Below are 23103 nucleotides of genomic sequence, written 5' to 3' on the forward strand. Positions count from 1 at the left end.
GTTAGTGGGGTTTTTTTATATAGATAAATTATGAAAATAGAAAAGAGAAAGCTAACTTACACAATTAATGGCATTAAATTTATCGATTTAGATTGTCTGGAATATGCAGTTCAAAAAAAACTTTTTAATGCTTCATCTTATCAATATTTATTAAAATCACACAAAAAGAAAGGGGATAAAGATAACTTAATCTCTTTTACATTTTTTCAAGAGATTTTAAGAAAGCTTCCAAAGAAGCAGCCATGTTGGTGTTTATCTAATTTAAATTTCATAGATTGTCATTTTCATAAAGAAAAAATGCAACAAAAGACAGAAAATGAGATTAATAAAATATTCAAAAATAATTTTTCTTATAAATCATGCCTTCACCAAGGTGTTTCTAATTGTGATGGCTCAATTATAAAGGCTCACTCAATCTCAAAAAAAGGTTCACTACAATATATTAGTGATAATCAGCATGTTTATGGGATGAAATTTGAAATTAATGGTTTTAATTTCAAAAAGATAGGAATTGGAAATGCCTCAACATTTACTGGCTTTTGTAAGTGGCATGATGAAATTCTATTTTCATCTTTTGAAAAAAATAATTTTGAAAAAACGTCTAAGCAATTATTTGATCTTTGCTATCGAGCAATTTGCATTGAATATAATGCTATGCAATCAGTTAGCAACTTATTAACATTGATTAAAAAAAGTACTGACAACTCAAAGGATATTTTGTCCCAAATAACATTTCAAATAGAAATTAATAGCCAAATAGCTTTTTATAACCTTGGCTTAAAATATAGCAATTACTACAAACGTAAAATGGAGGAATCATATAAAAAAAATAATTATGACAACTTACTACAGCATTATATTTTTGAACTACATGATGGATACCCACGTTTCCAAAGTAGCAGTTGTTTCAACTTAGATTTTGACCTAAACGGCGTAGAACTTCAAAATTTAAATAATGCTGAAAAACAATCTAAAAACCTTTACGTTAATTGTATCCATCTAAATGGAAAAGGATATTTTATCTTAAGTTGGTTTACAGAAAATAATGAATATGGAGAAAGTATCATTCAATCTATATTAAGTGAACCTTTAAGAATTGAAGATAAACTCTTTTCATTAGTATTTTTATATATACATAATACTTATGTATCACCATCTTGGTTTGAAAGCTTATCTGAAGAACAACGACTTAAAATTAAAGAACTACAGGACTTTTGGAATGAAAAGAATAATTTCAATACCACCCTTCTTCAAGACCACATGAATTCCCTTAAAGTTAAAAACCATTACTATCTGAAAACATATGAACTTAACAATATCAAAGACTAATAAACTATATGAAATTTTATATCAATTCCCTATACTCAAGCTAACAACACTCAACAAGAAAGAATCATATGAAATTGAAAATGCTTATTTTGACTGGTCTTGCGGGTATTGCTATTACGGCGTGTACGACTGCGCCTAAAATCCCGCAACTTGAAGCAGGCGTATTACAAGAAGTTCAAAATCTGGAAGTCTATCCAGACACAGTGGATAACAAAGCCAAACTGACTAAATTTATTGATAAATGCGTGATTGAATTTACTGGCAACCTCAAAGCAGGGAAATCGATAGAACACTGGTCATTTAAAGGCAATACCCTGATTTCAGGTGGCGCAACCACCTTTGCACAAGATGGCTCAAGCACCGCCAATAACTTCGACCTGCATAACCCAGAAGTACAAAAAAACTTCCTTGCCCTGCGCCATCATTTCCATAAAGATGCCTTGGCCCAATGTAACTAATTCCCCCATCAGAATCACTGAATCTATTGGCACTTGGTGATTCTTTCTTTATACAGTCAAAGCGATAGAGAAACTAAACTTCCAACTGTATGGCTTAAAGCAGCATGACTCTTATAAAATAATAAAAATCAAAAACATATATAATTTAGTTTGTAAATTATTTTCACATATTGCGGCAGATTGTTATTCGGTGTTGCGAAAACATGTGAATTTAATCTCTGATTCCAAACTCCCGCATTAAACTGGTTATGATGGTGCTCTTATAACTCGGTAAACACTCGAGTTTTATCATGCAAGGATAAATCGGGCTATGAAAACAATCAGAACAATAGTGATGAGCACAGCACTTTTAGCTTGTACTTCCCTTTTTGCTAACCCATACACCAAAACAACTTCAGAGCTAAAAGCTAAACACAGTGATCAAAATACTGCTGACATCGTTCATAGCAGTCAAAAAGGGATGAGTAAAACTCGAACTGAAAAGCCAGGCTCCCCAGAAAACATCCAGAACTTTGCCGCTGAAAATGCTCCCCCAAGTAAAAATAGTAACCATTCACATCCCAGCAATATGGATATTAACGGTCAAACCCATGCAGAACTGAATCCATATTCTGAAAAAGCAGCTTCAGCCGATCCCACTCAGGAAATTGAAAAATAAGGTATCTTTTTAAATGACTGTATAAAAAGCTCATTTTCACGAGCTTTTTTTCTTGGATAAAACAATCAGGAGATTGAACTTAAATGTAATGAATCTGTATTAATTTCGCCACATTTCACATTTTCCCCTCAATTCACTCTTAGAATAAAATCCAATAGAGAATTGAATTAGATTGCAGCCATTACTCGCACAGGAATTATCCTTACAATGAAAACGATGAAAACGGTATTGATTACAAGTGCCATTTTGGTATCCACCTCTGTTTTGGCTCAAACCAGTACCAAAGTTACAGCACCGACACCCGCGCACAGCCATCCTGCACCTTATGGAGATAATCCCAATATCTTTAAAGTGCTCGGTCATAAGGCCCAGCAGAAGGTTCAGAACACAGCGGAAAAGGTTGATACAGCGGCACAAAAAGAAATCGCTAAGGTAAAACCAAAAGTCGAAAATGCGTGGGAAGACACCAAGGACTTTGCCACTGAAAAATCTGCCGTTGCCAAAGAAAAGTCACAACACGCAGCAGCCACGGTCAATCAAAAAATAACTGAAACTAAAGATCATATTATTGGCAGTCCAAATGATCAGCCTGCACCGATTATTTCGCATCCGCTCAGTGAATCTTCAACCAGTAATTAATTTGCACCTACATATGACTGGCTGCTCAAGTACAAGCTGTATAGGAAAACCAACGCCGATTTATAAATCAAGTTGATTATAAGCAATCAGCCTCTGTGTGAGAGGCTGATTGAAAAGATAAATTAATTGACCTGACGAATCGGTTGTCCTGCTTTAAAGGCCGCTACATTCTGCTGCATTTGCTGCACAATCCGTTGCCGTGCATCGACACTGCCCCATGCACTATGCGGAGTAATGATCAGGTTGGGAATATCATCGGCTAACAGCACATTACCTTGTTTAGGCGGCTCAACCGTGAGCACATCGGTGGCAGCTCCGGCAATTTTGCCCTGACGCAAGGCACCAGCCAACGCAGCTTCATTGACGATTCCACCGCGTGCGCAGTTAATTAAAAATGCGCTTGGTTTCATGGCATCGAAAGCCTGAGCATCAATTAAATCACGGGTATCGTCAGTTAAGGGACAATGCAGACTCAGGAAATCCACTTGCGGCAACAGTTCAGCAAAAGGTACACGGCTCGCATCACCAGGACGGTTCGGCAATGAGCCGACCAAAACCGTCATGCCAAAAGCTTCAGCCAGCTTTGCCACAGCCTGTCCCAATTCGCCATAACCGACAATACCCAGCGTTTTACCTGCCAACTCGATAATCGGGAAATCCAGCAGGCAGAACTGTGAAGCCTTATTCCACTCGCCTTGCTTTACGGCACGGTCGTATTTGAGTAATGACGTTGCTAAAGCCAGCATTAAGCTTAAAGTATGCTGTGCCACTGCCGCAGTGCCATAACCCTGACAGTTGCATACCACAATGCCTTGTTTACGTGCCTGAACCAGATCAATATTATTGGTGCCCGTTGCGGAAATTAAAATCAGTTTTAACTGTGGACATTGTTGCAAGGTAGCAGCATCGACCACGACTTTATTACTGATAATGACCTCTGCCTCTTGTACACGTTCGAGCAGCTGTGCCTGGGTCGTCGTTGGAAAAAGTGTCAGCTCATCAAATACAGCTTCAAGCTGACTGAAATCCAGATCATTTTTATCCAGCGATTCATAATCTAAAAATACGGCTTTCATGCTGCTTCCCTTGGCTGAGTTTGATGAATATCTAAAAATTATTGCCCAGACATTAAAAGCCAGTTTTACATTCTTTTTCAACCAAATTTAGAGATGAAAAATACAAAACCCACTATTTAGTGGGTTTGTTCATATGCAGCTGAATTGACTTGTAGATTTCATAAAATACATAAATTGCCAGGGTAAACACCACCAGCATTCCCCCGCCCATAATGATATAAGTCGGATCTAGACTGTCTGCGAAAGCATAGCAAGGTATGAATATAGAGATGATGGTTAAAAGTACAGCCAGTATAAAATCACGTTTCATCCTGAAGCACCCGTTATTTATTGTTTAATTTTGAGTCATGAAAACTTGCCTTACCGTTCTATCTTAGACCGATTTAAAGATAAAGCAAGTGATCAAAATTAAAACAAATTGGGGTGCATGCTCAACCCTGAATCTATAGGCTATAGCGCAGATAACGGGTCAGGCTGGGTCACAAATTGCGCAGTTTCAGGAGCATCTTCCACAAACTCATGACTGCCATATTCGTTATTGCTCAAGTTTAAATGCTTATAACTAAGCAGATAAAAATCACTATATTTTTTAATGACCAAGGGATGCATCCCTGCGGCTAAAGCTTCCTGTTCCCTGAACAGTTTCATCACTTGCCGGTCATTCATGGCCACGATAAAACGTTCGTCATTCATTGAAATGTGTACCAGTCCACTGCCCTTGGCAAAGATCGGCATCAGAAATTTATGATTCAGGGCGATGGCACTGGCCGCATAGCTTTCAATCTTCTGGTTAATCACATTAAATACCAGACCATGACCAAAACAGTCCAGTAACTGACTGCGATTTTCCTGCGGCAAATTGACCTGTATGCCCAGTTTCAGTAAATCTTGCTGACTGACCTGTTTATTGCGCAGCAATTCCCTGAGTAAATTATTCTTTAACTTGGCATCAAAAAACTGACTGTCCAGCTGCAAATCATTATTGACCAGAATGGAACCCAAGGCATTGCGGTGTCGGGGCAACAGGTTTTCAATGACTTTACGATAGTAAAACTTGCTGTTCTTTTTCACCTGACGGATTTTGCGATAAAAATAGCTGGCATCAAACTCATGCAATAAAAAGTCATGCAGCAGTTCTGAATTGGCCAGTACCGCAATGGCATCGTGTCCGGTAAAAGGCAGGTTCAGGGTCTGAATTTTTGGCAGCACCTGTTCAAGTTTTAAATAATGCGCACGGTCTTCCGGACAGTAAGGGTCATAGACCACAATATATTCACGTTCCGCTGCAACATCCTGAGGCTGAATGCGCATATGGGCATTCTGTTTAGGATGAAAGAACATGTTATAGCGCGGATCTTCGACTTCTTCAGGATTGATGGAATACTGCGGCACCAGCGCCACTACGCGCTTTAAATCCAGCAGGTTGGAATACTTGATGACCGCATACCCGCCCATGGAACCACCATAGCCAATCCGGGTTTTAAACGGTGCAATCAGTTCCTGAATCTGGGCAAACATCTCGCGCATCGAACTTTCAGGAAACCAGGATTTCTGCTTCGGCATAATGCCAATCACGTTAAAGTTATACTTATGCAGTGATTTTTCCGCATTAATCGACAGTCCTTTGGCGCGGGTAATTAAATCGCCAAAAGAAAAAATCAATTCATCCGATGAGCCTTTCAGAAAGATTGCACGAATTTGTTCGTCTTCAAAAATAATGTGTTTATCCATTTCCACACCGAAGCAAATCGGCCCTTTATCAGAATCAATGCTACAAATAGACACCTTGCCTATTTACGAAAAGCGACTATGGTATTTTATAGATGCCATGAAGATTAAAAAGCGCAAAATATGACACAATCACTTCATCCTGCTGCTCAAAAAGGCTTCAGTTCTGCCGCTGAACTTTATCAACAAGTTCGTCCGAGTTATCCACAAGACATCGTCAATTGGCTACGTGATCAGCTCCAACTGGGTGAACAGTCGCAGGTGGTTGATCTGGGTGCAGGTACTGGCAAATTCTTACCTTACTTAAAACAGCTGACCTCACACATCATTGCCATTGAGCCGATTCAGGCCATGCTGACACAATTGCAACACGCCTATCCCGACATTAAAACGCTACAGGCGTCGAGTGACTCTCTGCCTTTAACCGCCCATAGTATAGATGCTGTGGTCTGTGCACAATCCTTTCACTGGTTTGCCAATCTTGAATCATTAACACAAATTCATCAAGCGCTCAAACCATCCGGACATCTGGCACTGATCTGGAATCAGCGCGATGTTCAAGTCGACTGGGTCAAAGCACTGGCAGACCGTATTGAGCCTTTGGAAGGCAATACGCCACGTTATCATAGCGGTCAATGGAAAAAGGTCTTTGAACGGCAAGCCTTGTTTCAATTACAAAATACCGCAACTTTTCAGCAGCAACATGTCGGCACTGTGGAACAGGTGGTGTCCAAACGCCTGCTCTCTACCAGTTTTATTGCCGCCATGTCAGCACATGAACAGCAGCAGTTAAAAGCTGAATTTGAACAGATCGTTTTAGAGTATACAGGCAAGCATCCTCAAGATGAAATCGCATTCCCCTATGTGACCTATGCCTATGACTTTAAAACACTCGATCAGAAATAAAGGAACCATCATGATGCAACGTCAATTCAAACATTTTGCTCTTCCTGTTTTACTGTGTTCAAGCGTACTGATGACGGCTTGTAATGACCGTGACGGTACTCCATCTCCAAATGATAAAGTTCAATCCGAAGATAAAGTGATGCAGGAGCTGATTACTGAACCGGTGAAAGCATTTGAAAAAACCCCAGATGATCCGCATGATATCGCCATGCTGACTGACTTTGACACGCGTTTTACCCAAATGAGCGATGAAATGGAAGATGAACTGGTGAAAATGCAGGAGAACGGTTCGCTAACAGAGGAATTTGCCTACAATCGCAAACGTGACAATATCCAGTCTGCCCTGAACATGCTCAAACAACTGGATTTAAAGACTGAACAAGGGCGCTATATTCAGGGGCTGATGGCGGAATACTGGCAATCTCAAGCCAAACTTTATGATGAGCACAAAGATAAAAAAGCAGAACCCATTAAAAACTCAGCAGATCAAGCCAAAGGCCTGGGTGAATTTTTACATGCTCAGGAACAGCTGGAACACTGGCAATCACAATATCCGGACATGAACCAAGCCGAAACAAAAAAAACTGAAGTAGCCAAATCCGAGACAACTGAATCTGGCTACTAAAATCAGGTACATAAAAAAAGGATCATTTGATCACTACTGTCCCATAATTAAAGTCCAGGTGTTAGATTCGCGAGTGTGGCAGGGATGCCACACATTCTCCATCACGACAGGATGTCGTGTATGGGGAATAAAGACTTTTGCCTACTTTTGGTCTGTCAAAAGTAGGGTTCAGCCTACACAAAGCGACTTAAACTCATAAAGAAAAGACAAGGCTGTAAAAAATAAATATCAAATACTTAAAAATAACAGGTCATCATGTTGATTCATTACTGAAATAAAATTCAAATTATGGGACAACACTGATCATTTGATCCCTTTATCTTTTAATCTCAGGCTTCAGCATGACTAAGGCCGCTCGTCATATTGTGGCAGACCATCACAGATGGTATCCCACTCAGCCTTGGAGGCCACAAAAATATGTTGCGTCGGCTTTTGCTGCAATGATGTATCCAGCGTGCCGATTCTCAGGCGATACAGATCGGGCGTATCGGTTTTAATGCTGATAATCGGCGAGCCACAATCGCTACAAAAACAGCGCTGCGTGGTTTCTGTGGACTGAAATTTTTTCAGTAAATGTTCACCTTGCACAATGTGAAAATCGGCTTTTCGAATTGGAGCATTGGTGGGGCAAAGGCCGTCCCATTGGCCTTACGGCAACGTTGGCAATGACATTGCACGATGTCGCCAATTTCGCCCCGAATTTCATAGCGCAAACCGCCACACAAACAACTTCCTGTATATCGCTTTTGTTCAGACATAATGGCTGCATTTTTTATAAAGATTGAATCTGCAACTTAGCATGCTTTAAATCACAGTTCAAAACCGGCCGCATAATGCACTGTTATTTTTGTGCAGCCAGATAGGCATGCACACCCTCGCCTGCAGCACGACCTGTGGCAAAACAGGCAGTAAGCAAATAGCCTCCGGTCGGTGCATCCCAGTCCAGCATTTCGCCGCAACAAAACACATGCGGATTGGACTTTAATTGCAACTGTTCCGACAACACATCGCGTTTTACCCCACCTGCACAGCTTATGGCTTCTTCGATCGGCCGGAATCCCGCTAAAACAACAGGCAAATGCTTGATCTGCTGGGCCAAAGCCAGCGGATCGTTCCATACGTCTTTTTTAACCAGTTCACGTACCAGATTGGCTTTGGCTGCATCCAGTCCGGCCTTACGCCAGACATTGCTCAACGACTGCTTTTTACTTGGCTGTAATTTTTTCGCCAATTGCTCCATGCTTTGCTCGGGGATTAAATCCAGATACAGCTGCATGGCCTGACCATTTTTCACTTGCTGGCGTAATGCCCGTCCCTGCTTATAAACCAAGCCACTTTCCAGACCATAATGGGTAATCACAATATCGCCCATACTTTTGGCTTGACCATCTACCCAAGCTTCCACACGTTTTAAAGGCTGGCCAAAGACCAGCTGCATAAATTTGGACCAGGTACGCTCCACACCGGCATTACTGGCCTGAAAGGCTTCAATGTCCTGCGCGGGCAGCCATTGCTGCCAGGCACCGTCACTGCCCAGTTGCGACCAAGATACAGCCCCACAAGCCATAATGATGGCATCAAAAACCTGCTGGCTGTCTTGCTGGGTGGTTAAATCCCGGATACGCAATTGCTGAGCCTTTAAATTCAAAACCTGATGGCGATAATGAAAGATCACGCCCTGTTCAGCCAGACGTTTTAGCCAGGCACGAAGTAAAGGTGCCGCCTTCATTTCTACCGGAAACACCCGTCCTGAGGAGCCGATATAGGATTCAATCCCCAAACCATGCATCCATTGCTGAATCCAGTTCGCATCCCATTTTTTTACCCAAGGGGCGAGCCATTCTGCCTGATCGTAGCGCTGAATAAATTGCTCGATTGGCTCGGCATGGGAAATATTCAGCCCAGTTTTACCCGCCATCAAAAACTTACGTGCAGCAGACGGCTTTTGTTCATAAACATGAATTTCGTAATCATATTGGCTTAACAGTTCCGCGGCCATTAAACCGGCGGGGCCTGCTCCAATAATTGCAACACGCTTTTTCATAACCAACTCATTCAGCGTTTTTAATATCAGCTTCTGCTGCTACCGCTTGAACCGGATTTTGCCCTTGCAAAGGCATAAACTCATCAAAACGTGTGCTGTAACCTTCAGGTTTGCTGATGATCAGTTGCTGGCACAATTCCCCGCGTTCCAAATACTTAATTTCAAAATGGGTACGTGCCGATGTGGCTGGAATCACTTCTTTGACAAAAGGCAATTTCCAGACTTCAATCAACTGCTGCTGTGCTTCTGCAATATATTCAGGAATGTTGCTAGCCAATATGACTGTTCCACCTGGCTGTAAGCGTGACAGCAGAAACTCAAAAAATGGCATGTTTAACCAGCGTTGCGCCGGATTATGCGGTTCCGGATTCGGATAGAGAATAAAAAACTGCTGCACTTGAGCAGGCAATAATGCATGCACAATCCACGGCATGGCATCGGCATGAACCGCCTGTAAATTCTTTTGTCCTTCCAAGGCATGCTGTTTCTGCATGGCCAGGTATTTTTCACGTGTGCGCTCAATGGCAATCAATTTTTTTTCAGGATTTTGAGCTGAAAACAGCAAGGCATGTTTACCTTTACCGGCACCAATTTCCACACAAACGGGATCTGGGCGAATCATTTGAAAATCGCGAGGCGCATGCATACGCTGTGCTTGAAATTGACGAATTGGCATAATCAGATCAAACTAACAAAAATCCGCTCAAGTCTAGCAAGAGCAACTGTATTTGCCTAATTGAATCCTTATTTTTCTTCGGAGAATAATATGCCGCGTACTTTTCCGTGTCCACGCTGTGGCAAACCATCCACTTGGGAAGGCAATGAATTTCGTCCTTTTTGTTCAGAATGTTGCAAAATGATTGATCTGGGAGCCTGGGCCAGTGATGAATATAAACTGCCGACTCAGGATGCACCCCAAGCAGATAATAGTGGCGAACAAGATGAATTTTAATCGTCTTGCGTGATCCGCAGGAAAACTCGTCTAAAGGTGGATAAAATGGATTGATCCACCTTAGTCAAATGGATTGGAAAGCATGTTTTTATATTCTAAAACCAAAAGAATAATACAAAAAATCAGAAGGATACCAATCGCCGTGATCAGCAAATCCTGACTATAAATCCCCAAACCCAAACATGCCAACATGAGAATAGTAAATATCAACAGGGCTATTTTTATCAATAGTCGCTTCACAATTCATCCCTCAAAATAATAAACTATAAATCACGTGATACAAGTCAGCCTTTTATAGAGAAATGTTCATGTGCCTATAAATTTGTTTCTTATTTTCTTGATTACGTAATTCAAATTTACCCACAAAAACGACTTAAAAACAGTTTTTTACAACTGTTAAATTTCTTTCGTTTACCGATAAAAAGAATAACCAGTACTCACTTTTTAAACTATAATCCTTCTACAAGAATAGCAATAAAATTTTTCTTAATTGAACACTTAAAACTAAACTTAAAAACAGTACAGTTGGGCTATAACAGCCTCATCACGATAAAAACGAACAACAATAAATTTTAAAAGCTATAAAAAAGGAGAGCCCCATGGGTCTTTGGTGCTTAAAAATTCTATTTTTTCTGTTTGTCAGCTTCAGTGTTGTGGGGCTGATTTTTGGAATTTATACCTATGATGGCATTATTATTGCGATTGGCATTTTATTCATGCTTGCAGCCATTATTATTGCCCTGGAATTAAAACAGCTGCGCAGTGGACCCTTTCATCGAGATTAATGAAATGAATTCATCAATCTTTTACAGGAAAAAACAGGCAAAATTAACCTGCTTTACCTGCTACAAACGGATTATGCTGTTTTTCAAAACCAATGGTACTTAATGGACCATGACCGGAAATAAATTGGGTTTCATCCGGCAAACTAAAACATTCACGTTGAATCGAATCAAGCAGCTGCTGGTGGTTGCCACGCGGGAAATCGGTACGTCCAATGGACCCTTTAAACAATACGTCTCCTGTCCATAGCAGGCCATAGTTTTTATTATAGAACATCACATGACCCGGCGTATGACCTGGAGCAAAACGAACTTCAAACTCTTCCTCTCCCAGCGTTAACACTTCTCCACCTTCAAGCCATTGAGTCACATCTACCTTTTCAGGAACAGGAAAACCATAACGTTGCGATACTTCCTGAATCATGTCGAGCCAAAAGGCATCTTCCTTGTGCGGACCAATCACCGGTACATTCCAAGCCTTGCTTAAAGCCCCCACTGCACCGGCATGATCCAGATGCCCATGCGTCAACCATAAGGCCTTTACCTTTAGCCCCAAAGCTTCCACCTCGGCTTTTAATTTTTCCGCTTCACCACCGGCATCAATCAAAATGGCTTCTTTACTTTCTGCATCCCAAACAATTGAACAGTTTTGCTGAAATGCGGTGACCGGCACAATTTTGACTTGCAGCATGATAATAAAACCTCAGGGAAATTAATGAGCGAATGTATGCTTTAATCCATCAAGATTAGCCTGAAGCAGGGTGCTGAGCAAGGCGATATGATCTGGACGACAATTTAATGCCGGAATATAAGCATATTCTCCACCACCTGCCGACTGGAACATTTCAGCATTTTGCAGCGCTAATTCTTCCAGAGTTTCCAGACAATCTGCGGAGAAAGCCGGACTCATCACCTGAACCGATTTCACCCCTTGCTTACCCCATTCTTCCAGCAAGGCATCAGTATAGGGTTTTACCCACTCCTGTTTTCCAAAACGCGACTGGAAACTGATGGCCCATTGCTCCTCGGATAAGCCCAATGCATCTGCCAATAATTGTGCCGTGATACGGCAACGATCGGCATAAGGATCGCCTTTATCCGCATAAGGCTGAGGGATGCCGTGGAATGACATCAACAGTTTTTCTGGCTGGCCGTGTACGGCCTGATAGTCCCGGACACTTTGTGCCAGTGCCTGAATAAATGCGGGATGCTGATAATAATCACGAATAATGGACAGACCTGGCAAATTGCGCTGCGTCAAAATCCATTTTGCGAGGGCATCATATAAAGGTGCTGTTGAGGTGGCCGAATACTGCGGAAATAAAGGCAATAAAATAATGTGATCTGGAATATCCTGTGAAAAGCGATTCAAGGCAGAATCAATGCCTGGATTGCCATAGGTCATGGCTGGAATGACATTGAGTTCAAATTCAGGATATTGTTCGGTTAATGTTTTTTTTACCTCAATGACTTGGTCCAACAAAATTTCACGCATGGGAGAATCGTTCTGCCACACCATTTCATAGGCATGGGCCACACGCTTGGGACGAAAAGGTAAAATAAACAGCCGTAAAATGATTTGCCAAATTGGCTTGGGGATTTCAATGACACGCTGGTCGGACAGAAACTGCTTCAAAAAACGACGAACTGCAGGGACCGTGGGTTGATCCGGCGTACCCAAATTGGCCAAAATAATCGTGACTTTTGTTTTAGCTGCAGAAGACATCAGACCTTTTTCCAATATAAATGAACTGCTTTACTTTAACAGCTTTCTGCACTTTCTTTATATGGATTAAAATGCAGATTTAAATTGAAAAACACGATCATTATCAAGCAAATTACTTTCAAGTAGCTTTTGTCCCTTGAGGGTCAGCTGCCAGAGCATCCGTTGACGGTCATCACGGCCTGACGGGACAATCCAGTCATTTTGACGCATTTGCAGTTTAATACTATGTAAGGCACGAATATTAATTTGTGCACGGGCAACGGCATGGGCACGTGGCATTTCCACCCGGGCATCGGCCAGACCCGTATCATTCAAGTAATCATTGATACATTTGGAAAAATATTCTTCGGGTGTTGGATTGACAAACATGCTGCCCAAAATAGACAGGAGCTGAGCCCAAGTGAGCTTCTTCTGAATTTTCAGTTCCTTAAAATTACCATCTTGATAGGCATGCATACGATATTCAAAAGAAAATACTTCTTGCATGGACACTTTAGGCAAAGACAGGAACGGGTCGACTTCCCGTTTTCCGACTTCGGTTTCAAGCTGCTCAATTTTAGCTTTCAGTTGATCAATTTCATCATGTAAAGCCTGGGTGTTTTGCGGTCTAACCCATCCCGATACCGGATAACGCTCCAGCATTTGTGGCATGTTCAAACGCACAGCCATTTCCAGATCACGCAGGCTACGGTAAGTAAAAATCTGATCCACTTCTTGCTGTAATAATTTGCGGAATTCTAAAAACTTTTCGCGCAATTCAGGTTTTTGGTCATGCAAGGACTCATCACGTGAGGCAGGATCTTCATGCATAAACACAATAATCGGTTTCTGTTTTGTGACTGCATAAATATATTCCAGATGCATATAACCTACACCTGACACAGACTGTTCACCATATTGACTGCCTAGCAGCAGGATCACATAGTCACAATCATCAATCTGACGCCGTGCAAACGCGGTGCTTAAAGGTGTCCGTTGTTCTAAGCCCCAGGAAAAGAACCCCATGCCTACTAAAGTTTGAGCTAAAACAATTCGTTCCGGCTGCATTTCACTGCCAGAAGTGGTAATAAAAACCTGATAACGCTTATCGAGCATTGGTTATCCTCTTCCAATTGCTTATTACATCCTGACAGACTCATCTCTGAGCAATCACAATATAATTCAACACCCCAATATAAATATTTTTCTAATATATTTCAGAACACTAGCTGTATTTCTTTACTTATTCAACACCCATATTGCTCAAATTCCAGGTTAAATCTTCTGGAATGAGGAACTGCAACACGGTTTTTAAATGTTCTGCATTATTGCCACTCACATAGCACTCAATACGTAAGCCATTATTTCGATCTTGCTCAAATAACAATTGATTTTTAATCAAAATACGGGCGGTTTGTCGCGCAACTGCCAGCCCAGAGTCAATTAATGTCAGTTTCTGACCAAATATAGACTGAATTGCAGGTTTTAGGAAGGGATAATGTGTACACCCCAAAACTAAATAGTCGGCCCCCTGATCGACCACCGGTTGCAAAATTTCTTTTAAGGTGGTTAAACATGCCTGGCTCATCTGTGCACCACTTTCCACAAAGGGCACCAAATCCAGACAGGTGACAGGAATAACCTTCACATTAGCAGGAATTGCGAAACGCTGGATGACGTCTTTAATCAGCTGACCACGAAAGGTTGCAGGCGTGGCAAGCACCGCCACGGTTTTGGATTTAGTTTGCAAAACGGCCGGTTTCAGTGCTGGTACCAGACCGATAATTGGAAAATTTTCTCCATAATGATCACGTAAATAATCCAGACTGAATGCAGAAGCAGTATTGCAGGCTACCACCGCGACTTTACATCCTTTCCGATACAGCCATTCAATCGCATGCGCCGTAAGCTCACGAATTTCCTGATCTTTTCGTGGCCCATACGGCACATGTGCAGTATCGGCATAATAAACAATACGTTCTTTGGGTAAATGTCTGGCAATTTCTTGTGCTACAGACAAGCCACCTATTCCAGAATCAAAAATCCCGATGGGTGCATCAGCTTGTGCCTTGGGCATTGGATCGATTAAAGGATAAACAGGATGAATGGCTGTCATGGTTTCACTTTCAGCAGTTCAAGAAATCGGAAGATCAAAGCTTAAACCTCAGGTGCCTAATTGCAAGTAAAAATCGCCACTTTGTAAGCTTAAAATGGTTTCATTTTTCTCATTTTCAAGCAGCTCTCCCATTTCAATTAAATGAAAAAAAGCAGAGCGTTGAATTAAGGCGTTAATCCCGAAACGCACGTGTACATAAGGACGTAATTCACTTTCATATTCACGCATAAAAACTGCATGCTCCTGATCGACAATCACTATATCCTGGGTGGTCGTGGTGAATTGAATATAGGTCTTTCCATCAATCTCGATCTGGTCGACCTGATTGACAAATAAAGGCTCATCTTCCACCTCAATCTCAACCTGCTCAACTGGGGTTTTTAAGTAGAATTTGCCCTGTTCTTTCCAGAGCAGGGTTGAGAACAGGTCAATCAGGGCTTGTCGTTTGATCAATTGACCTTCGTGCCACCATTCTCCATTGGCTTTTACCTTTAAATCCATTGCCCCACAATGCTTTGGGTTAAATTGATCCAGAGGCGGGATTGACCTTTTGTGACCGGCCTGTGCATCTTTTAAGTATTGTGCAATGCCTTTTAAATTTTTATCATCGCCAATAGCTACTTTTTTCGTCGGATTTGGTGAATTATTTTGATTAATCATGACTAAAGACCCTGCTGACGGAAAAATAATATGATTCAGCCAATTGGCTAGATCAAGGTTTAAAACTATACTAGCCCACAATATAAAAGGCACGATACTAAAATTGTGTCTGGGCATACAGAACACTCATGGCAGCACCGGAATAATGACGGTCGCCACCTTCTAATGATATGAGGAATCCTACATGGAACACATCGAACGTGAATCGATGGAGTTTGACGTCGTCATCGTAGGTGCAGGACCGGCCGGTCTTTCTGCAGCGATCAAGATCCGTCAACTTGCAATTGAAAACAACCTGAACGATCTGTCGGTTTGTGTGGTGGAAAAAGGCTCTGAAGTCGGTGCGCACATCTTGTCCGGTGCGGTACTGGAACCACGTGCCATGAATGAGCTGTTCCCGAACTGGAAGGAAGAAGGTGCACCTTTAAATGTTCCAGTGACCGAAGACAAGACCTATTTCCTGCTCTCGGATGAAAAATCACAAGAAGCGCCACACTGGATGGTGCCTAAAACCATGCATAACGATGGCAACTATGTTATCTCGCTCGGCAACGTGGTGCGCTGGTTGGGTCAAAAAGCGGAAGAGCTGGAAGTATCGATCTTCCCAGGCTTTGCCGCTGCTGAAATTCTGTACCATGCAGATGGTTCTGTGAAAGGCATTCAAACCGGTGACATGGGCATTGGTAAAGATGGCGAACCAACCCATAATTTTACTCCGGGTTATGAACTGCATGCCAAATACACCCTGTTTGCTGAAGGCTGCCGTGGCCACCTCGGCAAGCGTTTAATTGCCAAATACAACCTCGATAAAGATTCAGATCCGCAGCATTACGGTATCGGGATCAAAGAGCTGTGGGAAATTGACCCAGCAAAACACAAGCCTGGTCTGGTGATGCACGGTGCTGGCTGGCCATTGTCTGAAACCGGTTCTTCAGGCGGCTGGTGGTTGTATCATGCGGAAAACAATCAGGTGACTTTGGGCATGATTGTCGATCTGTCCTATACCAACCCGCATATGTATCCATTTATGGAAATGCAGCGCTGGAAAACCCATCCTTTAATCAAACAGTATCTGGAAGGCGGCAAACGTATTTCTTATGGTGCACGTGCCGTGACCAAAGGCGGCTTTAACTCGCTGCCGAAATTTACCTTCCCGGGCGGATCGCTGATTGGTGACGATGCCGGCTTCCTGAACTTTGCCAAAATCAAGGGCTCACATACCGCGATGAAATCCGGCATGCTCTGCGGTGAAGCAGTATTTGAAGCAATTGCTGCCGGTGTAGCAAAAGGTGGTGATCTGGCGGTTGCGCGTGTGACTGAAGGTGAAGACTTATTTGCCAAAGAACTGACTGCTTATACCGACAAGTTCAACAACAGCTGGCTGAAAGAAGAGCTGTATAACTCGCGTAACTTTGGCCCAGCAATGCACAAGTTCGGCCAGTGGATCGGTGGTGCGTTTAACTTTGTCGACCAGAACGTATTTAAAGTACCGTTTACCCTGCACGACCTGGTGACAGACTTCAGTGCCTTGAAAACCGTGGATGCGGTGAACTTTAAACCGAACTATCCAAAACCGGATGGCAAGCTGACCTTTGACCGTTTGTCTTCGGTATTTGTATCCAACACCGTGCATGAAGAAAACCAGCCTGCTCACCTGAAACTGACCGATGCTTCAATTCCAGTGAATGTGAACCTGCCAAAATGGGATGAACCGGCGCAGCGCTACTGCCCTGCAGGTGTATACGAAATCATGGAAAATGATGACGGTTCTAAACGCTTCCAGATCAATGCAGCCAACTGTGTACACTGCAAGACCTGTGACATCAAGGATCCTTCACAGAACATCACTTGGGTAACACCAGAAGGTGGCGGTGGTCCTAATTACCCGAATATGTAATCCTCATATGAGATAAAAATAAACCCGCTAAAAAGCGGGTTTATTTTTGAGAGATTAAAACAACTTAAAATTTAAGTCGTAAGTGATGAATCAATCTTTCTATCACACATCTCTAATCACGTATTTTAAATAAAAAATCATTAACCCTTCTGTACCAGATAATGAAACTCTTTATTGCCATTTTCATCTAAACGTTCTTCTTGTAATAACAGCTCATGTCCCAAATGCATACAGAATTTTGGAATATCCCAAGAAGTTGAATTATCCGTTGCGAATACTTCCACCACATCGCCAGACTTGGATTTACGAATGGCCTGATGCAGCATCATCACCGGTTCCGGGCAACGTAGTCCACGGGTATTTAATTGAATGCTTGGCGTAACAGAGGGTTCAGACATCAGAAAACTCAGGTTTAAAAGCTGCGGTTATTTTAGCATAAACATACAGGTCCGGTGATATACAGGAAAATGAAGGAGATAGCCTGGTTTTCTGACTCAATTGCCTGTGATTTAGATGAAGATTAGCGATAGACAACTGTATTTTCTACGGTATGATTAAAATTACATTTTTTAGATATTAAGCGTCTTTAGGAAAGATCATGCACGAGGAATCAGGCCCGTCGTGGGGCATGCGCGGCTTACGCAAATGGCTGGGTACAGCACCCGAAACTCGCGACGAACTGTTAAAATTAGTACAAGATTCACGTCGTTTTTTAGAACCCGATACTGTTGCCATGCTTGAAGGCGTACTTGACCTTCCGGCAACCAAAATTCGCGAGGTCATGACCCCACGAACCGCCATGATCAGCTTGCAAGAAGATGATCAGCTGCTCGATATTCTGCATGTTCTGGTGGAATCTGCACATTCACGTTTTCCTGTTTTTTCATCTGATCAACCGGATAATGTGGTCGGCATTTTATTGGCCAAAGACCTGCTGCCTTTTTTGACCGAACCCACCTCTAAAGTAGATATCCGTGCACTCATGCGCCAACCGCTGTTTGTACCGGAAAGTGCGCGTTCCGATCAGGTTATGCGGATGTTGAAAAACACCCAGACCCATATTGCAGTAGTGATTGATGAATATGGCACCACTTCAGGTCTGGTCACTTTAGAAGACATTCTGGAAGAAATTGTCGGTGAAATTGAAGATGAACACGACAAGGTAGATGAAGAAGCCCAGTACATTATTCCCAATAACGATCCACACACGGCGAATACCTGGCTGGTTCAGGCACTTACACCAATTGAACACTTTAACAATGTTTTAGATGCTGATTTTTCCGATGATGAAGTAGAAACTGTCGGCGGTTTATTGCTTCAAGAAATGGGTCTAGTCAGCGATTTACAAGGTCAAGTGATTGAACTTGAGAATTGGGAATTTACCATTTTAGAAGCAGATGCACGTACTATTCATCTGATTCGAGCTGTCCGTAAATGAGAACTTACTTTGATAAGCTGTTAAATTCATCTCAACAACACAAGCAGCTCCCTTTTATTTATCCGTTTTTCATTTCGCTTTTTTCAGGTGCCTTATTCAGTTTTGCACTGGCACCTTATTATTACTGGTGGCTGGCCATATTGTCTCCAGCTTTACTCTATGCTTCACTGCGTAAACGTTCTGCTCCACAGGCTTTTTTCATTGGCTGGGCTTATGGCTTTGGCTTGTGGTTTGTCGGTGCCTTCTGGCTATATACCTCCATCCATGTCTATGGCGATACCAGTGCTTTCCTAAGCGTATTGATGATTGCCTTTATGGCCTTGGTCATGGGACTATTTACCGCGCTGCAAACCTGGATCTATCGCCGCTTTTTCCCGGAAACCCCACTGACTTTTGCACCGCTGTGGATATTATTCGAGTGGGCTAAAACCTGGGTATTTACCGGTTTCCCCTGGTTATTTGTCGGTTATGCCTTTACCGAACGTTTCCTCGATAACTATGCGCCTTTATTCGGGATTTTCGGTGTTTCGTTTGTGGTGATTATACTGGCCTGTGCACTCGTTGAAATTCTGAATAAGCGTGTATTCTGGATCATCCCCTCTGCCATCTTACTGCTGGGTGCTTGGGGTGCTTCTTATCTTCAATTTGTTGAAAAAAAAGATGAGAAACCACTTTCGGTTTCCCTGATTCAGGGCAATATTCCGCAAGACCTGAAATGGCTGACTGAATACCAGGTCAAAACCTTGATGATCTATGCCAGTTTAAGCCGTACCGAATGGGGACGGGATCTGATCGTCTGGCCGGAATCATCCATTCCAATGTTCCAGACTGATATTGAACCGTTTTTAGATGCCATGAAAGTTCAGGCCAATAAAACCGGGACAGCCTGGGTGACGGGTATCCCCTACTGGGATTTAAAAGAATCACAAGTTGAACAACACCCCATGTACTACAACAGCATTATGGCAAGTGGTGATGAGTCGCATGGTCTGTATAAAAAACAGCGTCTGGTTCCATTTGGCGAATATGTACCTTTATCTGGCTGGCTGAGCTGGGTACTTCCTGCATTACAAAATGATCCGTCCATGAGCGGTTTTTCCCGCGGAGCACGCGATCAGAAACCGTTAAATGTGAAAAATCATGCGCTGGGTGCGGCCATTTGCTATGAAGTCGCTTATCCCAATCTGACCCGTCGCAATGCCAGTCAAAGCGATTATTTGGTCACTGTTTCTAATGATGCCTGGTTTACCGGTACGGCTGGCCCTTGGCAGCATTTGCAGATGGTACAGATGCGGGCCAAGGAAAATGGACGCTGGTTTATTCGTGCTACCAATACCGGCGTAACGGCATTTATCGATCATCACGGGCATATTGTCAAACAGGCACCGACCGATCAAACTGCGATCCTTCGTGGTGAACTGCCTGCCATGCAGGGCGAAACTTTGTATATGCGCTTAAGTGATTGGCCAGTATTGATTGTGTCATTATTGCTATTATTACTGGGTTGGCGCTTCCGTCCACGTAAGGTAGATGTTTCATTTAAATCGCGGCGTTAGCTTTAAGCGTTCCCTCTCCTTCTAGGAGAGGGTTAGGGAGAGGTAAATTGTTTATGATTAATCACCCTCATCCCAGAGGGAGAAGAAATAAAAAGACACTAAAAACCGAGGTCAATACCTCGGTTTTTTATTACCTTTAATTTATAGCTGAGTCACCAAATAAGACATCATGGCTATTAAAAACAGCATTGGGACATAACGATAATGTTCTAAAGCCGAAGACTGTTGTTGTTTTAAGTTGAGTAAGGTTGCTTTCAATGCAGACCAAAAGCACAATACAAACAGGGCACTGAATAAACTGACGAAAAAAAAACCGACCATAATCTGGCTACTTCCTTCGGTTACATTCCATAAGCTTAGAATGCCCTGACTGATGGGAAGCAAACTCAAAATTAAAAGAATAGACTTGAGCATTGCCCAATGAAACTGGTTAATTTCATCCGATATTATGAATGCTTTCATTCCATTCTCCTTGGCTAAAAATGCCTTCAAGAATATTATGCTCTATTTTAATTAAATAAAAAGACGATATTTATTCATATTTTACAATTATTGTAATAAATAAAAATGGGGATAATTCTTATTATAAATCTTAAATATTTATGATTATATATTTTATTTAAATTCAATATTTTAATATATTTTATAATTAAGATTTATTATCACTTCAGCTTCTATTGAATATTCAGATGAAGTGATATATTCGATAAATTAAAATAAATAGTGATTTCTAATTAAGGCTGATAATAAATATCGGCATCCGTATCTTCACCACCCTCTTTGCCATCAGCACCAAAAGAATATAAATCAAATGGGCGGCCTTCAGCGCCTGGAATCACATATTGAATATCATTGTCCCAGCTGTCTTTGGGATAGCCACCTTTAACATATCCGCCCGGCATCCAGTTTTTAGCCGAAGCAGGCTGATTCACCAGTGCATCCAAGCCTCCATCTTGCATAGACGGATATTTACCATTATCCAGTTTATATTGATCTAAAGCACCAGCAACGCCTTTTAAGGTAATGGAAGTGGTATCAACCTTGGCCTTTTCACCACGCCCCATCACATTAGGAACAATCAGTGCAGCCAATACACCTAAAATTACAATCACCACCATCACTTCAATGAGGGTAAAGCCAGACTGCTTCACTTGATATCGTTTCCCTTGCATCTCACTCTCTCGCACAATCATTATCTTTATAAAATGTAAAATCAGTTAAATCATATTGTTCATATTCACAATTGGCATCATCACAGCAATCACGATTACCAGCACGATACTTGCCATCAAGACCAGCATTAAAGGCTCAAGTAATGCCAGTAAAGTGGAAATCAGTGTAGTCACTTCCCGATCCTGCATGGTCGAGGCGCGCTGCAGCATACGATCCAGCTCGCCAGATGCTTCACCACTTTTGATCATTTGTACCATCATCGCTGGAAAATAACCACTGCGTTCCAGTTGTGTCGCCAGGTTACCACCTTCAGTGACACGCTCGGCTGCCTGGTTAACAGAGTCACGGATCACCCAGTTATTACTTACCGCGGCGCCAATTTTAAGTGCATCGACCAAAGGTACACCAGACTGGGTCAAAATCGATAAGGTGCTGGCAAAACGTGCTGCATTTATACCACGCGATAATTTACCAAATAATGGCAATTTGAGCGTTAAACGATCAAAGGCATAATGCCCGGCAGACGTTCTTAAAAAACGTGCCAAAGTGATGAAACCCAGTACACTGGCGATCAGTAAAAACGGCCAGGCCACACGAATGAAATCACTGGCTTTCATCAGCACAACCGTAATCCACGGTAATGCCTCCTTGCTCTGGTCAAAAGTTTTGACAATATCCGGAACCACATAGGTCATCAACCCCATCACAATGGCAAAAGACATCAGCATTAAAATAATCGGATAAATCATCGCGCCCTGCACTTTCTTTTGCATGGCAAAGCGGTTTTCGGTGTAATCGGCTAATTGATCCAGAATTAAATCCAGATGTCCCGAGCGTTCACCCGCTGCAATGGTGGCAATATATAAATCCGGTAAGCGTCCGGCCTGCTGCAAGGCATTGGCCAGTGAATAACCTTCCATCACTTTGGAATGCACTGACATCAACAGGTTTTGCACATGAGCCTTTTCATTTTGCTTGCCTACCGCCCGCAGCGCTTCTTCCAAAGGAATTCCAGCTGCCACCAGAACTGAAAGTTGACGGGTAAACAGGGCCAAATCATAGGCAGTGATTTTTTTCTGAAACCAGCGTTTTGAGTTATGCTTGTCTTTTTGCTCAACAGGATCAACCGTCACAGGAATAAGCGCTTTGTCTCTGAGCTGTTGACGGATTTGACGTGCGGAATCACCCTCTAACACGCCTTTTTGCTGCTTCCCTGAAGCATCAATGGCAGTAAATTGATATGCAGGCATTGTGATGCTCTAATTTTCTAAAATTTGCTTCAGCGCGGTTGCGTCTGACCACCAAAATCATTCATATTCTTAGCTATAAATGATTTGCTCACTCTAACATAACTCTATCCT

Annotated in this window: 25 protein-coding genes and 1 pseudogene; 11 read left to right on the forward strand and 15 right to left on the reverse strand. The window is 42.3% G+C overall.

From position 1 onward, the window contains the following. Window positions 1-30 precede the first annotated feature (30 nt). The 4 genes from ABJ384_RS13040 to ABJ384_RS13055 all read left to right on the forward strand — a co-directional run bounded on the left by ABJ384_RS13040 (window position 31) and on the right by ABJ384_RS13055 (window position 3084). Complete coding sequence (locus tag ABJ384_RS13040) at window positions 31-1329, forward strand: hypothetical protein (protein ID WP_349927815.1); 1299 nt, start codon at window positions 31-33, stop codon at window positions 1327-1329. A 68-nt stretch (window positions 1330-1397) separates the two neighbouring features. Continuing rightward, entirely contained in the window at window positions 1398-1787 is a 390-nt protein-coding gene (locus tag ABJ384_RS13045) for a hypothetical protein (protein ID WP_349927817.1), read from the forward strand. 310 nt (window positions 1788-2097) lie between these two features. Then, complete coding sequence (locus ABJ384_RS13050; protein WP_349927819.1) at window positions 2098-2445, forward strand: hypothetical protein; 348 nt, start codon at window positions 2098-2100, stop codon at window positions 2443-2445. Window positions 2446-2652: 207 nt separating this feature from the next. Further along, window positions 2653-3084 (forward strand): hypothetical protein, encoded by a 432-nt coding sequence (locus ABJ384_RS13055; RefSeq protein WP_349927821.1) that lies wholly within the window; start codon window positions 2653-2655, stop codon window positions 3082-3084. A gap of 122 nt (window positions 3085-3206) precedes the next feature. Here the strand turns inward: ABJ384_RS13055 and ABJ384_RS13060 are convergent, their stop codons facing one another. From ABJ384_RS13060 to ABJ384_RS13070, 3 genes are all read right to left on the reverse strand, one after another. Next, window positions 3207-4160: a 2-hydroxyacid dehydrogenase gene (locus ABJ384_RS13060; protein ID WP_349927823.1), complete on the reverse strand. Its 954-nt coding sequence runs from the start codon at window positions 4158-4160 to the stop codon at window positions 3207-3209. A gap of 112 nt (window positions 4161-4272) precedes the next feature. Next, window positions 4273-4470 carry a hypothetical protein gene (locus tag ABJ384_RS13065; protein ID WP_349927825.1) on the reverse strand — a complete coding sequence of 66 codons (198 nt, stop codon included), beginning with the start codon at window positions 4468-4470 and terminating at the stop codon, window positions 4273-4275. 140 nt (window positions 4471-4610) lie between these two features. Continuing rightward, a complete protein-coding gene (locus ABJ384_RS13070; RefSeq protein WP_349927827.1) occupies window positions 4611-5891 on the reverse strand; it encodes a hypothetical protein in 1281 nt (426 codons plus the stop codon). A 120-nt stretch (window positions 5892-6011) separates the two neighbouring features. On the opposite strand from ABJ384_RS13070, the gene ABJ384_RS13075 reads away from it, so the two are divergent. Further along, the gene (locus ABJ384_RS13075) at window positions 6012-6794 is read left to right on the forward strand and encodes a class I SAM-dependent methyltransferase (protein ID WP_349927829.1); all 783 of its coding nucleotides are present in this window, start codon (window positions 6012-6014) and stop codon (window positions 6792-6794) included. A 13-nt stretch (window positions 6795-6807) separates the two neighbouring features. Further along, complete coding sequence (locus ABJ384_RS13080; protein WP_349929749.1) at window positions 6808-7419, forward strand: hypothetical protein; 612 nt, start codon at window positions 6808-6810, stop codon at window positions 7417-7419. A 345-nt stretch (window positions 7420-7764) separates the two neighbouring features. Here ABJ384_RS13080 and ABJ384_RS13085 read toward each other — a convergent pair. The 3 genes and pseudogenes from ABJ384_RS13085 to ABJ384_RS13095 all read right to left on the reverse strand — a co-directional run bounded on the left by ABJ384_RS13085 (window position 7765) and on the right by ABJ384_RS13095 (window position 10145). After that, window positions 7765-8177, reverse strand: a pseudogene (locus ABJ384_RS13085) (GFA family protein). 83 nt (window positions 8178-8260) lie between these two features. Further along, window positions 8261-9463, reverse strand: coding sequence for a TIGR03862 family flavoprotein (locus ABJ384_RS13090; RefSeq protein ID WP_349927830.1), 1203 nt, complete (start codon window positions 9461-9463; stop codon window positions 8261-8263). A gap of 7 nt (window positions 9464-9470) precedes the next feature. Beyond that, window positions 9471-10145 (reverse strand): SAM-dependent methyltransferase, encoded by a 675-nt coding sequence (locus ABJ384_RS13095; protein ID WP_349929750.1) that lies wholly within the window; start codon window positions 10143-10145, stop codon window positions 9471-9473. 84 nt (window positions 10146-10229) lie between these two features. Between ABJ384_RS13095 and ABJ384_RS13100 the strand changes: the two genes are divergently transcribed. Next, a complete protein-coding gene (locus ABJ384_RS13100; protein WP_349927832.1) occupies window positions 10230-10415 on the forward strand; it encodes a DNA gyrase inhibitor YacG in 186 nt (61 codons plus the stop codon). Between the two features lie 599 nt (window positions 10416-11014). Further along, window positions 11015-11200, forward strand: a complete 186-nt coding sequence (locus ABJ384_RS13105; protein WP_180174193.1) for a hypothetical protein — start codon at window positions 11015-11017, stop codon at window positions 11198-11200. A gap of 43 nt (window positions 11201-11243) precedes the next feature. Here ABJ384_RS13105 and ABJ384_RS13110 read toward each other — a convergent pair whose 3' ends face one another. The 5 genes from ABJ384_RS13110 to ABJ384_RS13130 all read right to left on the reverse strand — a co-directional run bounded on the left by ABJ384_RS13110 (window position 11244) and on the right by ABJ384_RS13130 (window position 15678). Further along, the gene (locus ABJ384_RS13110; protein ID WP_349927835.1) at window positions 11244-11888 is read right to left on the reverse strand and encodes an MBL fold metallo-hydrolase; all 645 of its coding nucleotides are present in this window, start codon (window positions 11886-11888) and stop codon (window positions 11244-11246) included. Between the two features lie 21 nt (window positions 11889-11909). Continuing rightward, on the reverse strand, window positions 11910-12923 hold the full coding sequence (gene hemH / locus ABJ384_RS13115) for a ferrochelatase (RefSeq protein ID WP_349927837.1): 1014 nt from the start codon (window positions 12921-12923) through the stop codon (window positions 11910-11912). 66 nt (window positions 12924-12989) lie between these two features. Further along, window positions 12990-14018, reverse strand: coding sequence for a DUF4062 domain-containing protein (locus tag ABJ384_RS13120; RefSeq protein ID WP_166169471.1), 1029 nt, complete (start codon window positions 14016-14018; stop codon window positions 12990-12992). A gap of 127 nt (window positions 14019-14145) precedes the next feature. Next, window positions 14146-15018: a glutamate racemase gene (murI, locus tag ABJ384_RS13125; RefSeq protein WP_166169473.1), complete on the reverse strand. Its 873-nt coding sequence runs from the start codon at window positions 15016-15018 to the stop codon at window positions 14146-14148. Window positions 15019-15066: 48 nt separating this feature from the next. Beyond that, a complete protein-coding gene (locus ABJ384_RS13130) occupies window positions 15067-15678 on the reverse strand; it encodes a DUF1285 domain-containing protein (protein ID WP_349927839.1) in 612 nt (203 codons plus the stop codon). A 184-nt stretch (window positions 15679-15862) separates the two neighbouring features. Between ABJ384_RS13130 and ABJ384_RS13135 the strand changes: the two genes are divergently transcribed. Next, complete coding sequence (locus ABJ384_RS13135) at window positions 15863-17575, forward strand: electron transfer flavoprotein-ubiquinone oxidoreductase (RefSeq protein WP_349927840.1); 1713 nt, start codon at window positions 15863-15865, stop codon at window positions 17573-17575. Window positions 17576-17715: 140 nt separating this feature from the next. Here the strand turns inward: ABJ384_RS13135 and tusA are convergent, their stop codons facing one another. Next, complete coding sequence (gene tusA / locus ABJ384_RS13140; RefSeq protein ID WP_086195249.1) at window positions 17716-17973, reverse strand: sulfurtransferase TusA; 258 nt, start codon at window positions 17971-17973, stop codon at window positions 17716-17718. Window positions 17974-18173: 200 nt separating this feature from the next. Between tusA and ABJ384_RS13145 the strand changes: the two genes are divergently transcribed. Both ABJ384_RS13145 and lnt read left to right on the forward strand, forming a co-directional pair. Beyond that, window positions 18174-19013, forward strand: coding sequence for a CBS domain-containing protein (locus tag ABJ384_RS13145; RefSeq protein WP_349927843.1), 840 nt, complete (start codon window positions 18174-18176; stop codon window positions 19011-19013). Beyond that, the gene (gene lnt, locus ABJ384_RS13150) at window positions 19010-20569 is read left to right on the forward strand and encodes an apolipoprotein N-acyltransferase (protein WP_349927845.1); all 1560 of its coding nucleotides are present in this window, start codon (window positions 19010-19012) and stop codon (window positions 20567-20569) included. The genes ABJ384_RS13145 and lnt overlap by 4 nt, the downstream gene beginning before the upstream one ends. A gap of 141 nt (window positions 20570-20710) precedes the next feature. Here the strand turns inward: lnt and ABJ384_RS13155 are convergent, their stop codons facing one another. The 3 genes from ABJ384_RS13155 to gspF all read right to left on the reverse strand — a co-directional run bounded on the left by ABJ384_RS13155 (window position 20711) and on the right by gspF (window position 22992). Beyond that, window positions 20711-21031 carry a hypothetical protein gene (locus tag ABJ384_RS13155; RefSeq protein WP_349927847.1) on the reverse strand — a complete coding sequence of 107 codons (321 nt, stop codon included), beginning with the start codon at window positions 21029-21031 and terminating at the stop codon, window positions 20711-20713. Between the two features lie 272 nt (window positions 21032-21303). Further along, a complete protein-coding gene (gene gspG, locus ABJ384_RS13160) occupies window positions 21304-21741 on the reverse strand; it encodes a type II secretion system major pseudopilin GspG (protein WP_086195245.1) in 438 nt (145 codons plus the stop codon). A 45-nt stretch (window positions 21742-21786) separates the two neighbouring features. Next, window positions 21787-22992: a type II secretion system inner membrane protein GspF gene (gene gspF, locus ABJ384_RS13165; RefSeq protein ID WP_166169485.1), complete on the reverse strand. Its 1206-nt coding sequence runs from the start codon at window positions 22990-22992 to the stop codon at window positions 21787-21789. Window positions 22993-23103 lie beyond the last annotated feature (111 nt).

This window comes from Acinetobacter sp. A1-4-2 (assembly GCF_040233925.1).
Taxonomy (GTDB): domain Bacteria; phylum Pseudomonadota; class Gammaproteobacteria; order Pseudomonadales; family Moraxellaceae; genus Acinetobacter.

Coding starts and splice junctions, on each gene's coding strand:
- ABJ384_RS13075 (WP_349927829.1), top strand. CDS start 6,012: ATGACACAATCACTTCATCCTGCTGCTCAAAAAGGCTTCAGTTCTGCC.
- ABJ384_RS13110 (WP_349927835.1), bottom strand. CDS start 11,888: ATGCTGCAAGTCAAAATTGTGCCGGTCACCGCATTTCAGCAAAACTGT.
- gspF (WP_166169485.1), bottom strand. CDS start 22,992: ATGCCTGCATATCAATTTACTGCCATTGATGCTTCAGGGAAGCAGCAA.
- ABJ384_RS13130 (WP_349927839.1), bottom strand. CDS start 15,678: ATGATTAATCAAAATAATTCACCAAATCCGACGAAAAAAGTAGCTATT.
- murI (WP_166169473.1), bottom strand. CDS start 15,018: ATGACAGCCATTCATCCTGTTTATCCTTTAATCGATCCAATGCCCAAG.
- lnt (WP_349927845.1), top strand. CDS start 19,010: ATGAGAACTTACTTTGATAAGCTGTTAAATTCATCTCAACAACACAAG.
- ABJ384_RS13120 (WP_166169471.1), bottom strand. CDS start 14,018: ATGCTCGATAAGCGTTATCAGGTTTTTATTACCACTTCTGGCAGTGAA.
- ABJ384_RS13105 (WP_180174193.1), top strand. CDS start 11,015: ATGGGTCTTTGGTGCTTAAAAATTCTATTTTTTCTGTTTGTCAGCTTC.
- ABJ384_RS13055 (WP_349927821.1), top strand. CDS start 2,653: ATGAAAACGATGAAAACGGTATTGATTACAAGTGCCATTTTGGTATCC.
- ABJ384_RS13065 (WP_349927825.1), bottom strand. CDS start 4,470: ATGAAACGTGATTTTATACTGGCTGTACTTTTAACCATCATCTCTATA.
- ABJ384_RS13135 (WP_349927840.1), top strand. CDS start 15,863: ATGGAACACATCGAACGTGAATCGATGGAGTTTGACGTCGTCATCGTA.
- gspG (WP_086195245.1), bottom strand. CDS start 21,741: ATGCAAGGGAAACGATATCAAGTGAAGCAGTCTGGCTTTACCCTCATT.
- ABJ384_RS13155 (WP_349927847.1), bottom strand. CDS start 21,031: ATGAAAGCATTCATAATATCGGATGAAATTAACCAGTTTCATTGGGCA.
- ABJ384_RS13100 (WP_349927832.1), top strand. CDS start 10,230: ATGCCGCGTACTTTTCCGTGTCCACGCTGTGGCAAACCATCCACTTGG.
- hemH (WP_349927837.1), bottom strand. CDS start 12,923: ATGTCTTCTGCAGCTAAAACAAAAGTCACGATTATTTTGGCCAATTTG.
- ABJ384_RS13045 (WP_349927817.1), top strand. CDS start 1,398: ATGAAATTGAAAATGCTTATTTTGACTGGTCTTGCGGGTATTGCTATT.
- ABJ384_RS13080 (WP_349929749.1), top strand. CDS start 6,808: ATGCAACGTCAATTCAAACATTTTGCTCTTCCTGTTTTACTGTGTTCA.
- ABJ384_RS13090 (WP_349927830.1), bottom strand. CDS start 9,463: ATGAAAAAGCGTGTTGCAATTATTGGAGCAGGCCCCGCCGGTTTAATG.
- ABJ384_RS13060 (WP_349927823.1), bottom strand. CDS start 4,160: ATGAAAGCCGTATTTTTAGATTATGAATCGCTGGATAAAAATGATCTG.
- tusA (WP_086195249.1), bottom strand. CDS start 17,973: ATGTCTGAACCCTCTGTTACGCCAAGCATTCAATTAAATACCCGTGGA.
- ABJ384_RS13070 (WP_349927827.1), bottom strand. CDS start 5,891: ATGGATAAACACATTATTTTTGAAGACGAACAAATTCGTGCAATCTTT.
- ABJ384_RS13145 (WP_349927843.1), top strand. CDS start 18,174: ATGCACGAGGAATCAGGCCCGTCGTGGGGCATGCGCGGCTTACGCAAA.
- ABJ384_RS13050 (WP_349927819.1), top strand. CDS start 2,098: ATGAAAACAATCAGAACAATAGTGATGAGCACAGCACTTTTAGCTTGT.
- ABJ384_RS13040 (WP_349927815.1), top strand. CDS start 31: ATGAAAATAGAAAAGAGAAAGCTAACTTACACAATTAATGGCATTAAA.